Source organism: Acidovorax sp. Root219 (assembly GCF_001428665.1).
Lineage (GTDB): Bacteria > Pseudomonadota > Gammaproteobacteria > Burkholderiales > Burkholderiaceae_C > Acidovorax.
Genome location: NZ_LMIJ01000025.1, coordinates 1 through 14917 on the forward strand (window position 1 = coordinate 1; position 14917 = coordinate 14917).

Annotated in this window: 14 protein-coding genes and 5 pseudogenes; 16 read left to right on the plus strand and 3 right to left on the minus strand. The window is 63.8% G+C overall.

Annotation, left to right across the window (positions count from 1 at the left end):
• Positions 1-377: 377 nt before the first annotated feature.
• Complete coding sequence (locus ASE28_RS32290; protein WP_133156668.1) at positions 378-665, minus strand: hypothetical protein; 288 nt, start codon at positions 663-665, stop codon at positions 378-380.
• A complete protein-coding gene (locus ASE28_RS23550; RefSeq protein ID WP_008904225.1) occupies positions 662-1591 on the minus strand; it encodes a LysR family transcriptional regulator in 930 nt (309 codons plus the stop codon). The genes ASE28_RS32290 and ASE28_RS23550 overlap by 4 nt, the downstream gene beginning before the upstream one ends.
• A 117-nt stretch (positions 1592-1708) precedes the next feature.
• On the opposite strand from ASE28_RS23550, the gene ASE28_RS23555 reads away from it, so the two are divergent.
• From ASE28_RS23555 to ASE28_RS23620, 16 genes and pseudogenes are all read left to right on the plus strand, one after another.
• Positions 1709-2815, plus strand: a complete 1107-nt coding sequence (locus tag ASE28_RS23555) for a YeiH family protein (protein ID WP_008904226.1) — start codon at positions 1709-1711, stop codon at positions 2813-2815.
• A gap of 161 nt (positions 2816-2976) precedes the next feature.
• A complete protein-coding gene (locus ASE28_RS23560; RefSeq protein ID WP_008904227.1) occupies positions 2977-3408 on the plus strand; it encodes a nuclear transport factor 2 family protein in 432 nt (143 codons plus the stop codon).
• 120 nt (positions 3409-3528) lie between these two features.
• A pseudogene (locus ASE28_RS33215) lies at positions 3529-3731 on the plus strand (hypothetical protein); the annotation flags it as partial.
• Position 3732: 1 nt separating this feature from the next.
• A pseudogene (locus tag ASE28_RS33220) lies at positions 3733-3847 on the plus strand (hypothetical protein); the annotation flags it as partial.
• A 46-nt stretch (positions 3848-3893) separates the two neighbouring features.
• Entirely contained in the window at positions 3894-4397 is a 504-nt protein-coding gene (locus tag ASE28_RS23570) for an RNA polymerase sigma factor (RefSeq protein ID WP_008904230.1), read from the plus strand.
• Positions 4398-4416: 19 nt separating this feature from the next.
• Positions 4417-4539: pseudogene (locus ASE28_RS33225) on the plus strand (anti-sigma factor); the annotation flags it as partial.
• Between the two features lies 1 nt (position 4540).
• Positions 4541-5317 (plus strand): annotated as a pseudogene (locus ASE28_RS23575) (anti-sigma factor); the annotation flags it as partial.
• Positions 5318-5478: 161 nt separating this feature from the next.
• Complete coding sequence (locus ASE28_RS23580; RefSeq protein ID WP_008904209.1) at positions 5479-6873, plus strand: YncE family protein; 1395 nt, start codon at positions 5479-5481, stop codon at positions 6871-6873.
• Positions 6870-7229 (plus strand): DUF305 domain-containing protein, encoded by a 360-nt coding sequence (locus ASE28_RS23585; protein WP_008904210.1) that lies wholly within the window; start codon positions 6870-6872, stop codon positions 7227-7229. The genes ASE28_RS23580 and ASE28_RS23585 overlap by 4 nt, the downstream gene beginning before the upstream one ends.
• Before the next feature lie 70 nt (positions 7230-7299).
• On the plus strand, positions 7300-7833 hold the full coding sequence (locus ASE28_RS23590) for an RNA polymerase sigma factor (protein WP_050813810.1): 534 nt from the start codon (positions 7300-7302) through the stop codon (positions 7831-7833).
• Complete coding sequence (locus tag ASE28_RS23595) at positions 7830-8432, plus strand: hypothetical protein (protein ID WP_008904212.1); 603 nt, start codon at positions 7830-7832, stop codon at positions 8430-8432. Before ASE28_RS23590 ends, ASE28_RS23595 begins: the two co-directional genes overlap by 4 nt.
• An 85-nt stretch (positions 8433-8517) precedes the next feature.
• The gene (locus ASE28_RS23600; protein WP_008904213.1) at positions 8518-9750 is read left to right on the plus strand and encodes a sulfite oxidase; all 1233 of its coding nucleotides are present in this window, start codon (positions 8518-8520) and stop codon (positions 9748-9750) included.
• Complete coding sequence (locus tag ASE28_RS23605; RefSeq protein WP_008904214.1) at positions 9747-10094, plus strand: cytochrome c; 348 nt, start codon at positions 9747-9749, stop codon at positions 10092-10094. The genes ASE28_RS23600 and ASE28_RS23605 overlap by 4 nt, the downstream gene beginning before the upstream one ends.
• Before the next feature lie 845 nt (positions 10095-10939).
• The gene (locus ASE28_RS23610; protein ID WP_057268698.1) at positions 10940-11749 is read left to right on the plus strand and encodes an alpha/beta fold hydrolase; all 810 of its coding nucleotides are present in this window, start codon (positions 10940-10942) and stop codon (positions 11747-11749) included.
• 33 nt (positions 11750-11782) lie between these two features.
• A pseudogene (locus ASE28_RS31610) lies at positions 11783-12294 on the plus strand (transposase); the annotation flags it as partial.
• 80 nt (positions 12295-12374) lie between these two features.
• Positions 12375-13220 carry a Crp/Fnr family transcriptional regulator gene (locus tag ASE28_RS23620; RefSeq protein ID WP_369818269.1) on the plus strand — a complete coding sequence of 282 codons (846 nt, stop codon included), beginning with the start codon at positions 12375-12377 and terminating at the stop codon, positions 13218-13220.
• 363 nt (positions 13221-13583) lie between these two features.
• Here the strand turns inward: ASE28_RS23620 and ASE28_RS23625 are convergent, their stop codons facing one another.
• Entirely contained in the window at positions 13584-14618 is a 1035-nt protein-coding gene (locus ASE28_RS23625) for an IS110 family transposase (protein ID WP_057268701.1), read from the minus strand.
• Positions 14619-14917: the final 299 nt, after the last annotated feature.

The following is a 14917-nucleotide window of genomic DNA, read 5'->3' on the forward strand; positions in this document are numbered from 1 at the left end:
CACAGCCTCTGGCGCGTTCAGACTGGCCAACTGTCCATAACTGCGTGCTGTGCATAACGCTGCACCCCCGCCCTTCGCATGCGGATGACAAGTTCAGACTGATTGCTGCCACTTAGGTTCGACGGCAGAGTCCATGGGCGCCAACGCAAGCGGTCGCTTACCGGTCAGGATCTCAAGCGACCGATCGATTACCTGTACCGGTCGTTCGGCACTGTAGCGAAGTGCAAAGTTCTGGAATGGCCCTTTGCGTCACGGACGAAACGGTGTTCTGGACCATGGGCAGGCCTTCTTCAAGCGCCAGCAGGGAGGGCGAATCACTTCTTTTGGTCCTTCAGTGTCCGTAGCGCAATACCCGCCACCCGGGTTCCCTGTGCTCCTCAAAGTGCGTGATAGACGGGCAATAGTTCACTTTGACCTGATGCTGTTGCAACATTCTGATCATTGCTCTCGCCGCAAATAAAGAAGGAAACAAGGGGTGGCCGTTGGATCGCAATGCCCAAGACATCGCGCGCGGTATGTGGATATGCGGCAGTCTTGACGTCGCCATCCGCATCCGGCATTTGTGCAGGTGAGCCTGCCGTGAATCTCGTTGAAGGTGCGTGGATAAACTTTGAGCGCCGACTGGCGAGCTGCTCAGGCCTGACCTCGATGGAGTCACATTTCATGGCGCCGTGTTCTCGGCGCCAAATACCTGGTCGACAAATGCCAGCAGCGAAGCGGTGGGCTGTTTGTCGCGATGCACGACCAGGTGAGATTGTCGGAGCTGCCGCGGCAAGGTCGTGGAGATGCGGCACAGGCGGCCGGCCTCCAAAGCGTCGCTCACGACCCACGACGAAAGGCAGGCCACCCCCATACCCGCCTCGGCCGCATGTTTGATCGCCTCCGAACTTCCCAGCTCGATGCTTCGACGGTAGGAGCGCAAGTGGGGCAGCAGACTTTGGTCGGTGGCCTCGCGCGTTCCCGAGCCCGACTCACGCAACAGCCAGACCCCTTCACGCAGTGTCCGCATTGGCACCCGCTCGCCGGCCAGGCTCATTCGTGCCCACGCGCTGTCAGGCGATGTAACGACCACCATCTCGTCCTGGTGCCATGGCGTGACGGCCAGCGCCGCTTGGTGGCAAGGCCCTTCGATCAGGCCCACGTCCAGTTCAAACGCAGCGACCGCGTCACAGATGGCCGCCGTGTTTCCGATCACGACCTTTGAGCGCCAGGCACTGGCATGGCCCGGTTGCGCTGCGACAAAACGGGCCAGCAGCCTGGGCAGCACATAGTTGCCGATGGTGGTGCTGGCGCCGATGCGCAGCGACTGCGCCTGGGCGCTGCCATCGCGGGACATCAGCTCGATGCCGGCGGCACCGTCCAGCAGCGCCAGGGCCCGCGGCAGTAACGCACGGCCGTTGTCGTTGAGCAGCAGGCGCTTGCCCGCGCGGTCGAACAGGCGCAGCGACAGCAGCCGCTCAAGTTCATTCACGGCCGAGCTGGTGGCCGACTGCGACAGCGCAATCTCGGCGCTGGCTGCCGTGGTAGTGCCGCTGCGCGCAACCGCCACGAAGATCTGCAGCTGTCGCAGCGTGAGGCGAAGGGTATTCATGGCGGATTCGTTTGCAAAGCGATTAGATGGGTACATCTTAGCGATACAACCCGTTTGACGGGTCATCCATGAAGCCGGAAGCTTTGTCCTCACGAACTTCAACCGGAGGCAAGCAGCATGACCATCAACGTACTTCCTGAGCCACGCACATTGGCCTCTGCATCGGCTTTCGCACGCATGCTCCCCGGCCTGGCCCTGAGCGGCGCCTTGGCTGCCACCGGTATCGCGCTGGGCCGCATCGCCTGGCTGCAGGACCATGGCTTCAGTGCGCTGACGCTGGCCATCGTGCTGGGCATGATCGTGGGCAACACGGTTTACCCGTGGGCCCCGCGCTTGGCGGTAGCCAGCGGCGCCGGCGTCAACTTCTCCAAGCAGAACCTGCTTCGCCTGGGCGTGGTGCTGTACGGCCTGCGGCTCACCGTGCAGGACATTGACCATGTCGGCATCGCTGGTGTCGCCATCGACGCGATGATATTGGGTTCGACCTTCGCACTGGCCTGCCTCATCGGCACGCGCTGGCTGGGCCTGGAGCGCAAGACGGCGATGCTGATCGGCGCTGGCAGTGCCATCTGCGGCGCTGCTGCGGTGATGGCCGCCGAGCCGGTGGTCAAGGCGCGCGCCGAGCAGGTCACGGTGGCGGTGGCCACGGTGGTGGTGTTCGGCACGCTGGCGATCTTCCTGTACCCGGCGCTGTTCGAGCTGAACCGGCACTGGGCGCTGATCCCCGGCGGCGCCAACGGGTTCGGCATCTACGTCGGATCGACCATCCACGAGGTGGCCCAGGTGGTGGCCGCAGCACGTTCGGTGGGCCCGGACGCAGCCAACTCGGCCGTCATCGCGAAGATGGTTCGAGTAATGATGCTGGCGCCGTTCCTGGTGATGCTGTCGGCTTGGCTGGCGCGCGACAGCACCCTGCAAGCCCTAGTGGAGGCAGAGCATGCTCACGCCAAGGGTCAACTCGCTGTGCCCTGGTTCGCCTTCGGCTTCGTCGCGGTCGTGTTGCTCAATTCGCTGCAATGGCTGCCGGCGTCGGTGGTGGCAGTGACGACCGAGATTGACACCGCGCTGCTGGCGATGGCGATGGCTGCGCTCGGCCTGGCCACGCACATCGGCGCCATTCGCAAGGCCGGGGCCAAGCCGCTGCTGCTGGCGTTGATCTTGTTCGGCTGGCTCATCGTCGGAGGCGCGCTCATCAACCGCTGGGTGCCGGCCCTGCTGGGCTGAAGCCTCGAATTCACGGCCCAGGGCCCTGACCCTAAATTTCTTTGCACGCTCTGGAATAGACCGCATGCCGACGCCGTCTGCTCTTTTGTCGGGACCTATCTGACCCTTCGTCCCGCACTCACCCCCCTTCACTTCACACCAACCCTTCATCGGAGCCCACAATGTTCAAGACTTTCGCTTTCGCCGCCACCGCCCTGACGCTCGCCTCCGGCAGCGCCTTCGCCGCCCCCAGCGACGACGCCCGCACGCACTTCCAGGCCATCGCCTCGGGCGACACCCAGATCGTCATGCGTGCCTATGCCGACCAGGCCCAGCTGAACTGGGTAGGCGGCCCACTCGACGGCACCTATGCCACCACCGATGCCATTCGCGGCACCTGGGAGAAGTTCGGCAAGGCCGTCGGCCCACTGAAGCTCACAGTCGGCCAGATTGAAGAATCGGCCAACCCCAAGGGCGCCACCGTCTCGGCCAACGTCGTCTTCGAAGGCAAGATGCCCATCAAGGTGCGCTACGTGCTGACGTTCCGTGAAGGCAAGATCGTCAGTGAAACCTGGCAGATCGACCCCAAGCTGGCGGTGGCTGCGGCTTACTGAACGGCACGCAGCGTGGCTACTCTCCACCAGACCCCAAAGGACAACCCCATGAAGCACCTTTCGACTCTGGCCGCGCTGCTGATCACAGCGGCTTCCTTCGCGGCACCACTCACCGGCGCTATGGCTGCCGACGCGCCGGCCAAGCTCGCCAACGGCGCGCTGGTCGACGCCAAGGGCATGACGCTCTACACCTTCGACAAGGACGTGGCAGGCAGCGGCAAGAGCACCTGCAACGGCGGCTGCGCCGCGCTGTGGCCGCCCGCGATGGCCGCCGCCAGCGACCAACCCGCCGGTGCATACACGATCGTCATGCGCGACGACGGNTGCGCGCCAGTGGGCCTACAAGGGCAAGCCGGTGTACACCTACCAGGCCGACCAGAAGCCCGGCGACCGCGCCGGCGACAACTTCAAAGACGTCTGGCACATCATCAAGGAATGACATTTGCTGTCGACTTCCGTCCAGACCCTCAGGCCACGACCCCCCGATGCAAGACGACGCAAGCCTGCTGAGCTGGGTGCCGCGCCTGCGCCGCTATTCGCGCGCGCTGGTGAACAACCGTGACGACGCCGACGATCTGGTGCAGGACACGCTGGAGCGGGCCTGGGCCAAGTCGAACCTGTGGGGCGGCGTGGCCGACATGCGCGCCTGGCTCTTCAGCATCATGCACAACCTGCACGTCGATGGCGTGCGCCGTCCCAGGCTGCACACCGTGACCATGGACGACGACACGCCCGAAGTGCCGGTGGCGCCGACACAAACCGACAGGCTGGCTGTACTGGATCTGCAGGCTGCACTGGACTTGCTGCCCGTCGAGCAGAAGGAAGTGCTTCTTCTGGTGACGCTGGAAGACATGGCCTATGCCGATGTGGCGCAGGCCCTGGGTATCCCCATCGGCACCGTGATGTCGCGCCTGTCGCGAGGCCGTGAGCGCCTGCGCGGCCTGATGGAAGGCCGCGCAGAACCGGTGCGGCTGAAAGTCGTCAAATGAATGTATTGAGAAGCAACCCATGAATACCGACCGTCCGCCACCGTCCATTCCCCCGGTCACCGAGGCCGACCTGCATGCGTTCGTTGATGGCCGCCTGCCCGCTGAGCGCCAGGTCGAGATCGCCGCTTATCTGGCCGCACGCNCCTGAAGACGCGCAGCGCCTGGAGGCCTACCGGGCGCAGAAGCGCGAACTGCACGTCTTGTTCGATCCCGTGCTGTATGAACAGCCGCCGCAGCGCCTGCTGAAATCGGCGCGCCCGCGTGCCGTGCCGCAGACGCCTTGGTACCTCCAGCGCCTGGCCGCTGGGATCGCCATCGCCGTCATCAGCGGCGCCACAGGCTGGGGCTTGCGGGGCGGCCTGCCCGCGGGGGGCGACGATGCCGGCCGCATGGCCGCCGCAGCACCCGCCGAGCGCGGCCTGACGCTGGTGTCAGCGGGCAGCTTCGCACAGCGCGCGGCGGTGGCCCATGCGGTGTACAGCCCAGACGCGCGCCGCCCGGTCGAGGTGGACGCGGCGCACGAAGACCAGCTCGTGGCCTGGCTGTCCAAGCGCATGGGCGCGCCGATGAAGCCGCCGCACCTGCAGGCCCAGGGCTACACGCTGGAAGGCGGGCGCCTGTTGCCGGGTGGCCAGGGGCCGGTGGCGCAGTTCATGTACCGCAACGAGCTCGGCAGCAAGCTGACGCTGTACGTGTCCAACGATGTCGCCGACGTGGGCAGTGCCGCGGGGCCGGACAAGGCACTGCAGGCCGGCGTGAAGAACACAGACACGGCCTTCCGCTTCGCACGCGAAGGTGTGGTCAATGTCTTCTACTGGGTCGACGGTCCCTTCGGCTACGCCCTGTCGTCCGACGCCGACCGCAGCGTGCTGGCGCAGGTGTCGGCCGAGGTCTATCGGCAACTTGGCACCCCGCGCTGAAGGCCAGGGCGGCGTCGGCGCGACGCGCTGTCGGCATGCCCAGGGAATGAAACGGCCCGAGCCGCGCTCTTGACCTGAAGCAAGCGCTGGGCAGTGGTTCATCGGCGGCTGCCGGCCCACGACCCAAGCGATCACTCTCCACAACAACTCAGAAAGCAAACATGACCACCCAACGCCGCGACATTCTCAAGTACACCCTGGCCGCCGCGGCAGCCAGCGCGCTGCCCGCAGCACATGCCCAGGCCCCGTCCGGCGCTTCAGCGGGAGCCGCAGCCACCGGCATCGACCCGCGCGATCGCGTCTTCATCACCAATGAAGACTCCAACACGCTGGTGGTCATCGACCCGAAGACCAACACCGTCGAGTCGACGATCAACCTGACCAGCTTTGACGAAGACCCTCGTCCCCCGTTTCGCTTTGTGACGGCCGGCGTGGCGCCAACGCACGCGGCGATGGTCCACAAGCCGCTGTACCACGGCTGTATCGATGCGCACGGCGCGGTGCCGTCGCCCGATGGCCGGTTGCTGGCCACCAGCGGGCGCGGCTCCAGCAACATTTATCTGATCGACGCCGAGCAGCGCCGCGTCATCGGCAACACACCCAACCCTGCGTCTGGGCCCACCACCAACCCCGAGCGCCTGAGTAGTGGCCTGCTGCTGGGCCGCGAACCGCACGAGCCCACTTTCACGCGCAACGGCCGCGAGCTGTGGGTCACGCTGCGCGGTGAAGACCGCATTGCCATCGTCGGCGTCGATCGTGCCGTTCGCCAGCTCAAGGGGGCCGACAGCCCGGGCTCCAGCGCGGTTCGCCAATACCTGCCCACGCTGAGCGGCCCGGCGCAGGTGTGGTTCAACCGTGAGGGTACGTTGGCCTTTGTGGCCAGCCAGAAGGTGTCGAAGATCGACGTGTTCCGCGTCAACCCCGGCGCGGATGGCCACAGCCAACCGCAGCGGCTGACCACGCTGGACATCAGCGCACAGGACAAACCCGGCTTCACGCCCTTCATGAAGACCACACCCGACGGTGCCGAGGTGTGGTTCTCGCACAAGCTGGCTGATGCGGTGTCTTGCCGCTCGACGCAGGGTGGCTTCGACCTGATCGACACCGTGCCGCTGGGCATGGGCGCGCGGCCCAACCACGTTGAGTTCGTGCGCAATGCGCGCGGCAGCGTGGTCTATGCCAGCCTGGCGCGCATCGACGATGGTGGCCCCGGCGGCGTGGCGTCGAGCCCGATCGCCATCATCGACCGCAGCGCTCCGGGCGGACAGCGCAAGGTGGTGGGCACCTTCTCCAGCCGTGGCCGCGAGTCGCACGGGTTGTGGACCAACCCCGAGAACACGCTGCTGTATGTGGCCCACGAACAGGACGAGCTGCCCGGCACGCCCAACGCGGGCCAGACCGTGTGCAGTGCATTTGATGTGAGCGACCCGCTGCGCCCGACCTTCATTGCGCAGATCCCCCTGGGCAATCTGACGCTGCCCTCTGGCGCGCTGCGCAACAAAAAGAGCATCAACCTCGTCTACGTGCGTGTGGGCGAGAAGGGCCAGACGGCATGAGCGGCGCGCACACCAGCCACGGCGCCAGCGCCGCGCACACCAGCGCATTCCAGCGGGATATGGACGAATCGATGGCCCGCATGATGCAGGCCATGCACAGCCCGGGCTACGCAGGCCAGGCCGACCAGGACTTTCTGGCGATGATGATTCCGCACCACGCCGGCGCTGTGGACATGGCGCGGCTGGTGTTGCAGCATGGGCGCGATCCTGTCACCCGGCAGTTGGCCGAGGAAATCATTGCCGGGCAGACGGTGGAGATCCAGAGCATGCAACGCCGACTGCACACCCTGCAGCAGCGCACAGCCAAAGGTGCGGAAGCGGAATTTCCGTCGCTGGGTGGGACGCGGGGGCCTTGATCGACAGCCCTAGGGAAAGTACCGATGAGCGCCACGGAATGAACCAAGCCACGCAGCGCTCTTGATCACCATGCTGTTCCAGTCTGCCGAGTCCCGCTATAACCAATGGGTGCGTGAGCACTACCGTTTTTTGCTGCGCAGTGCGTGGGCGCTCACTGGTTCGCGCGCCATTGCCGAAGACGTGGTGCAAGACTGTTTTGCCAACGCCTGGAAGCACCGGGAGCAACTGCGCGACGCTGCGCTGGCACGGGCTTGGCTCTTTCAGATCATGCGCCGCGCCGCCTTTCGCCAGGCCGCACCCAGCATGCAGTCGCTGGACGATGAAGAGCAGCCCGAGCAAGCGGCGCCCGACGCGGGGCTGGACGACAAACTCGATGTCGTCAAGGCGCTCGCGCGCCTGGCGCCCATCCACCGCGAGGTGCTGGTGCTGTTTTATTTCGACGACATGCCCACCGCCCAGATGGCCGAGGCGCTGGAGATCGCGCCCGGCACGGTGTTGTCGCGCCTAGCCCGTGCGCGCGACGCTTTGAAGCTGGCCATGGGGGTACCTGCGACACCCAAGGCCGATGTCAACGTTACCCCGTTTCGCAGGACCAAGACATGAGCCCCGATACCGACGCGCCTTTCCTGCCCGACAGCGAATTCGATTTGCGCGCGCGCGCCGAGTTGGCGATCGCCTTCGAGGCCAGCGACGCACCGGCACACCTGTACCGAAAGCCGCAGCCGCTGCTGGCGCGACGCGGCTTGCAGCGTTTTCTGGCTGCGCTTTTGCTGGCCGGTGGCACCAGCGGCGGGGTGCTAGCCGTGCGACCGCCAGCGATGGTGCGCGACGCGATCGACCACGAATACCACGAGCGCAGCTTGCGGGGCAGTTTCATGGAGCAGCGCCAGTTGCTCATGCACCTGGGCATGCGGGACGCCAACGTGGTGCCCGGGTTTCCCCAACTCATGCGGCCATGCGATATCGAAGGTCACCTCGCTTACCACCTCACCACGTTCTTCGAGAAGGGCGGCATGGTGACGGTGTATGCCTTTGATCAGCCTGTGGACCTGCGCGAGGCCAGCGGCTGGTGGAGCAACGTGCACTGGAAGGTGATCCGCTCGCGCGAGGGCAAGCCCTTGTTGCTGGTGGCCCAGAAAAAGAAGGCACTGGCGGTCGCGCAGACGGCACTGCAGGCACCTCCCGTGTCCGGGCCAGGCTGAGGCACCGCGTCCCTGTCAACGAATCAACCGCTCACCCCTTTCACCCCAACCGGCGCACGACGCCCAACCACCGGAGACCCCAGAAATGAACCAACAACCCACCTCGCTCCCCCGGCGCCACCTGCTGGCCGGCAGCGGCGCTGCTTTGGCTGCCGTTGGTCTGGCCAGCTTTGGCCGCACCGCAGCCGCTGCTGGTGAGACCGCGCCCGTCGCCGTGGCCGGTGCTGCCAAGCCTCTGCCAGCGTACGTGGGCTGGAAGGACCCGGCCAGCCTGATCGTGCACAGCAGCACCACCATTGAGACCAAGCGCAGTGTGTTCGGCACCAGCGTAATCACGCCGTCCGAGCAGCTCTACATCCGCAACAACCTGCCCGCGCCCGACGTCTCGATCCTGGGCAACCGCGATGCCTGGGAGATCAACATCGAGGGGGTGAAGAACCCGCGCAAACTCACGCTGGGCGACCTCAAGCGCATGGGCATCGAGACCACGGCGATGGTGTTGCAATGCTCTGGCAACGGACGCGGCTACTTCCCCAACAAGCCCAGTGGAACGCCTTGGCAAGTGGGCGCAGCAGGCTGTGTGGTGTGGAGCGGTGTGCCGGTGCGCTGGGTGGTGGATGCCCTGGGCGGCGTGGAGGCCGGCATGGCCTACCTCACCGGCACAGGCGGCGAAAAACTCCCCGATGGACTGGACCCCAAGAGCGTGATCGTGGAACGCTCGGTGCCTGCTGCCGCACTCGCCGATGCCCTGCTGGCCTGGGAAATGAACGGTGTGCCGATTTCGCTGGCCCACGGCGGCCCACTGCGCTTGATCGTGCCGGGTTACACGGGCGTGAACAACATCAAGTACGTCAAACGCCTGGCCTTCACCGCTCAGGAGACCGACGCACGCATCATGTCGCACGGCTACCGCATTTCACCGCCCGGCGCGAAGGGCGACCCGTCGCAGCCATCGGTGCAGGAAATGACGGTGAAGTCGTGGATCAACGGTCCCGGCACGGACGGCGCCCCGCTTAAAGCGGGTGACACACAGATCCATGGCGTGGCGTTTGGCGGCATGAACGCGGTGGCCAAGGTCGAGGTTTCTCTGGACGGCGGAAAAACCTGGCAGCTCGCGCGCATGGTGGGGCCCGACCTCGGCCGCTTTGCGTGGCGGCAGTTTGTTTTTGCGGCACGCCTGCCGGCGGGCCAGTTCACCCTGGCGAGCCGAGCCACCGACACCGCAGGCAACGTGCAGCCCGAACAACGCATGGAAAACGCGGGCGGCTACAACAACACCAGCTGGGCCGACCACGCCGTGAAAGTGAGCGTGGCATGAAGCGCACAATCCAAAAACACGCGTTGGTCGCTGCCCTGTGGTCGTTGGCATTCACAGTGCTGCCCGTGCACGCCGCCGACGATGCCGCGCAACTTCAACAAGGCAAGGTGTTGTTCGGCCAAGGCGCGGTGCCTGCCTGCGCCCTGTGCCATGCGCTCAAGGACGCGGGAGCCGAAGGCGCCGTGGGCCCCAGCCTGGACGAGCTCAAGCCCGATGCCAAGCGCGTGGCCACCGCGCTGCGCAACGGGATTGGGCAGATGCCGTCCTACAACGGCAAACTCAGTGATGCGCAAATTGCCGCCCTGGCGGCCTACGTGGCCAAGGCTTCGGGTGGATCAAAGTGATGGCTGGTTGGCCACAGCGCTGCTGCGCCAACTGACAAAAAGGACGGGATCACCTGCAAACAGCGATCCCGACTGAGTGGCTGACCCAGGGCGGGTCAGCCACTCACCATCACTTGCCTGGTTTGATGTCGGGGACCACCATCCAGCCAGCCCCCATCATCACAACCGCCGGGAACTTCTCGCCGGCCTAAGTCTTGCCCAGCATGGCCTTGTGCTCGCGGTAAGCCATCAACGCTGGCGACACGCCCAGGTGATTGATCGCACCATGCTTGATGCTGCTGCAGTCTTGCTCGTCGAGCTTGCAGATCTCTGCACGCTGTTGTCAACTCTCTAGCAATGTCAACTACGCGCCTGAAACCTGTCTCTGCGCCTTACCACGATGCATGAATAGGAGTGATCGCAATCCGGCACGCCAAGGGCATGCACGTTGAAAACTCGAACGGCAGCAACCGCTGCCAAGCGGCACTCTGGTAGGCGGTCCCAAGACTGACTGCAGCCACTCAGGTTTTGCAGACCGATGGCAGCCGCCGCCGGAACCTGACATTCGCCATCCTGCGAGGCGAGCGTCCGCTGCACCTTCAGCACCGGCCATTCAACATCGACGTGCCGCTCAAGGTGCCGAGTTGATCTGCCCCCCCGCCAGCCGGAAGAGGCTGAAGTGAGTGAAGCCCATCGACTACCAGAAGAATGACGGAGATGAGACATGTCTGCGTTCGTGGCGGTTTGTGGTGAACGCGGGGCGCCGCAATGCCGCGAAAAGTCCTGAATCAATGGCCTGTGGCAGAACGCTTAAAGTCTTGACCACCCCGCGGTAAGGTTCACCACCCTGTTTTCAGCTTAAGACCATGAACGTCAACAAACGCAACAACGTCAAATCCTTGGGAAACAGCGGGCCAGCGATTTTGTTTGCCCACGGGCTTGGCTGTAGCCAATCCGTATGGAGCCGCATCACGCCCGCTTTCGCTGGCACACATCGCCAAATCTTGTTTGACTATGTTGGAAGCGGCAAGTCGCAGCTATCGGCCTTTAGCGCAGTTCGCTACAGCAGCTTGGCCGGCTACGCGCAAGATGTTCTGGACGTGTGCGAAGCGCAAGGGCTGCAGAGCGGCGTCACATTCGTGGGCCGCTCGGCCAGTTGCAACGTCGGACTGTTGGCTTCGATATCACGCCCTGACTTGTTTGATCGCTTGATATTGGTGGGGCCCACGCCCTGTTTCTTGAACTATCCGCCCGAATATGCCGGAGGCTTCGAGCGTGCCGACCTCCAAGGCCTGTTGTCGCTGATGGATCAGGACTACATCGGCTGGGCCAATCACCTATCGTCCGTGGTGGCGGGTGCCGCGCAGGGCGAAGCGTTGGCTGGTGAGTTTTACGACAGTTTTTGCTCCACGAACCCGGTCGCGATGCGCGTATTTGCGCAAACCACCTTTTTTGCTGATAACCGGGCTGACCTGCCCCAGGTGTCTCGCCCCTGCCTCATTCTTCAGCACCAGGAAGACAGCCTGGTTCCGCTTGCGGTGGGTGAGTATCTGAACCAGCAACTGAAGGGCAGCATCTTGGAAGTCATGGACGTGGCGGGTCACGCTGCTCACATGAGTCACCCCGCGCTGGTGATCGATGCCATGCAGCGCTACATGGCCACAGACCATGCTTGATGTTGATTGGATTAAATCTCCGTCGGCGCGGACAACCAAAGCCAGATCGCCCTGAGTGCGCTGGAGCAGATGGCCCGCATTTATGCGATCGAGCAGGAGGTCAAGGAGCTGAACGCCGCGCAGCGTCTCGCAGTCCGGCGGGAGAGAACAAAGCCACTCCTGGACGACCTTTACGAATGGATGTCGCTGCAGCGGCGCAAGGTGCTCGACGGATCGGCCACAGCGAAGGCGCTGGACTACAGCCTCAAGCGCTAGATAGCGCTCATCCGCTTTGCAGATGATGGGCAATTCGGTTGACAACAAATGGATCGAGAACCAGATCAGGCCCATCGCCATTGGCCGCAGCAACTGGCTGTTCGCTGCCAGCTTGCGCGCGGGCCAGCGGGCGGCAACGGTGATGAGCTTGATCCAGTCGGCGCGTATGAACGGACACGATCCCTATGCCTATCTGCGCTGTGATGGCACGCCTGCCCATGCAGCGCGCCAGTCAGATCGGTGTGCTGCTGCCACACCGCTGGCAGCGAATCCAGGCCATCTCACTTTAGATTTGGCAGACGGTGAGTTTTACCGTCAGAGGTCTCATACGCAAAGCCTTGGAACTGCGCCTTCCCTCAAAGCTACCAGTGTGTTTGATTTGAATATTTGTTCGGTTCCAGACAGAGCAGTCAACCGAACAGGTCTACAGTCGGTAAGGGAGCGCAAGACATCCTGTCTTGCGAACCTCGCGGGCTCGCTCCGAGAGGGGTTTTCTCGTGTATCAGGGCTTCCCATGGACAACGCAGAGAACCACCTCCTTGAGCGTCTTCCGAAAGCGTTGCGCAAGCGTTTTCTTGCGCTGTGCAACCCGTTCGAGCTGGTGGCATTGTCCGATCTAAGCGTGCATGGGGCGCCACTGAGCCACGCGTACTTTCCTCGCTCCGGATTCATTGCGCTGGTGATTGACATCGAGACGCACCCGCCCTTGGCTGTGGGCATGATCGGACCCGAGTCCATGCTGGGGGCGGAATTGGTGCTCGGAGTGGCCAAGACGCCCTGGAGAGCCGTGGTGCAAGGCGCTGGCAATTGCTGGCGCCTGGAAGCGCATGTGTTGCGCAAGACCATGGCCACCATGCCCGAGCTGCGAGAACTGGTGCAAGGCTCCTTGATGGTCCGCTTGCATCAGCAATCACTTGCCACAGCCTGCCAGCGTTTTCACTCGGTGAGTGAGCGGCTGGCGCGCTGGTTGCTCATGAGCCAGGATCGCGCCCAGGCTGACCGATTTCATGTGACCCAGGACTTCATCGCGCAGATGCTGGGCGTACGGCGCGTGGGAGTGAGCGGGGCAGCGAGCGAATTCCAGCGGCGTGGACTGATTGAATATCACCGCGGTGAGCTCACTGTGCTCGATCGGCTGGGTCTGCAGCAAGCAGCGTGCAACTGCTACGCGGCGGACAAGCGACTGCTCAATGAGTTGATGCCTTCGGGTTCTTGAGGGGCCAAGTTCAGCATTGCAGGCCGCGATAGATTTGGCGAACTGGCGCTGAGGCCGACCAACGCGAGCCATGGGATGGCCGCGCGTACATGAACGCCCCCTATGCCAGCCTCACAATTCATGACAACGCGAAGGTGAAGATTGCTCCCGTACATTCGGACTGCGAGTGCAGCTTTTGGCTGCGGTCCCTGATGGGATTTGCTGGTTGACGCCTCGATCGCTTACACGCACTCTAGGTGCCTCGCGCGGCGCGGGCTTTGCCAACCACGGTCTTACCTGTCTTGCCATCACTTCATGATCGCCTGAGCAATCGGTGGTATTTCTCCCTGACGTTGTTTTTCCTCTTCTGCGGTTGGCCTTCGATCACGCGACCTCGACCGCCTTCCTGTAACCCGTCTCGTAACGTCGATCATGGGCCAGCAGCGCCCAGACGATTCGAGCATTCTTGTTGGCCAACGCAACCGCCGCGACATTCTTGTTGCGTCGCTGCACCACTGCGTTGACCCAGCTACACGGATCTGCCTTCTGTCCAGCGCGATAGATGACCGATCGCGCACCGTGTATCAGCAGCGTGCGCAAGTAGCTGTCGCCGCGCTTGCTCATGCCCAGCAGGTTCGACTTCCCTCCCGACGAGTGCTGCCGGGGCACCAGGCCCAGCCAAGCCGCCAGTTGTCGGCCGCCGTCGAAGTTCTTCGCATCCCCGATGGAGGCGACCAGCGCGCTCGCCGTGATGGGGCCGATGCCGGGCACTTGAGCGAGCCGGCTGCTGATGTCGCTGCTTCGGTGCCATGCCTGGATCTGTGCTTCGAGCTCTTCAACCTGGCGCTCAAGTTCTTTGAGGTGGTCGAGCAATCGCTGGACGAGCACACGGAAGGAGCCGGGGAGCTCGTTGTCAGCGTCTTCGATCAGTTCCGGGACCCGCGAGGCGATGTAGCCGATGCCTTGGGGAACGATGAGACCGAACTCGGCGAGGAGACCTCGGATCTGATTGGCCTGCGCTGTGCGCGCCTTCACGAAGCCCTGGCGCACCCGGTGCAATGCCAACACTGCCTGCTGCTCAACATTCTTGATGGGCACGAAGCGCATGTTCGGTCGACCGACAGCCTCGCAGATGGCCTCGGCGTCGGCGGCATCATTTTTGTTGGTCTTGACGTAGGGCTTGACGAACTGTGGTGCCATCAGGCGCACGGTGTGCCCCATTGCCTGGAGCTTTCGCGCCCAGTGGTGGGCGCTGCCGCAAGCCTCCATGCCCAGCAGACACGGCGGCAGGTTGACGAAGAACGTCGCCATCTGGTCTCGGCGCAGCTGCTTCTTCAGGAGCACCTTGCCGTGCTCGTCAATTCCGTGGACCTGGAACACGTTCTTTGCCAGGTCGATGCCAACAGTCGTAAGCTTCATGGTGGACGCCCCTCTCGGTTCAAGTGGTTGATCAACATCTCCACTTTGGCACGTCGATGCCATTACGGGTGGGGGCGTTCATCCCATTGCTTACGGATGACTGCAGCCACCTTGATACCTGTCATTGATGCCGCCGTGCTGATGGGTGAGCCGATGACAGCTTCGCGCAATGCACTGTGAACCCAGCTCCCGTGCACGACCGACGGCAAGCGCTGCTTATGGAGAGCTCTCCATAAGCAGCGTTATGCACAGCACGCAGTTATGGACAGTTGGCCAGTCTGAACGCGCCAGAGGCTGTG

Coding starts and splice junctions, on each gene's coding strand:
- ASE28_RS23585 (WP_008904210.1), top strand. CDS start 6,870: ATGAGCGGCGCGCACACCAGCCACGGCGCCAGCGCCGCGCACACCAGC.
- ASE28_RS23570 (WP_008904230.1), top strand. CDS start 3,894: ATGCAAGACGACGCAAGCCTGCTGAGCTGGGTGCCGCGCCTGCGCCGC.
- ASE28_RS23590 (WP_050813810.1), top strand. CDS start 7,300: ATGCTGTTCCAGTCTGCCGAGTCCCGCTATAACCAATGGGTGCGTGAG.
- ASE28_RS23550 (WP_008904225.1), bottom strand. CDS start 1,591: ATGAATACCCTTCGCCTCACGCTGCGACAGCTGCAGATCTTCGTGGCG.
- ASE28_RS23560 (WP_008904227.1), top strand. CDS start 2,977: ATGTTCAAGACTTTCGCTTTCGCCGCCACCGCCCTGACGCTCGCCTCC.
- ASE28_RS23610 (WP_057268698.1), top strand. CDS start 10,940: ATGAACGTCAACAAACGCAACAACGTCAAATCCTTGGGAAACAGCGGG.
- ASE28_RS23580 (WP_008904209.1), top strand. CDS start 5,479: ATGACCACCCAACGCCGCGACATTCTCAAGTACACCCTGGCCGCCGCG.
- ASE28_RS23625 (WP_057268701.1), bottom strand. CDS start 14,618: ATGAAGCTTACGACTGTTGGCATCGACCTGGCAAAGAACGTGTTCCAG.
- ASE28_RS23605 (WP_008904214.1), top strand. CDS start 9,747: ATGAAGCGCACAATCCAAAAACACGCGTTGGTCGCTGCCCTGTGGTCG.
- ASE28_RS23600 (WP_008904213.1), top strand. CDS start 8,518: ATGAACCAACAACCCACCTCGCTCCCCCGGCGCCACCTGCTGGCCGGC.
- ASE28_RS32290 (WP_133156668.1), bottom strand. CDS start 665: ATGAAATGTGACTCCATCGAGGTCAGGCCTGAGCAGCTCGCCAGTCGG.
- ASE28_RS23595 (WP_008904212.1), top strand. CDS start 7,830: ATGAGCCCCGATACCGACGCGCCTTTCCTGCCCGACAGCGAATTCGAT.
- ASE28_RS23555 (WP_008904226.1), top strand. CDS start 1,709: ATGACCATCAACGTACTTCCTGAGCCACGCACATTGGCCTCTGCATCG.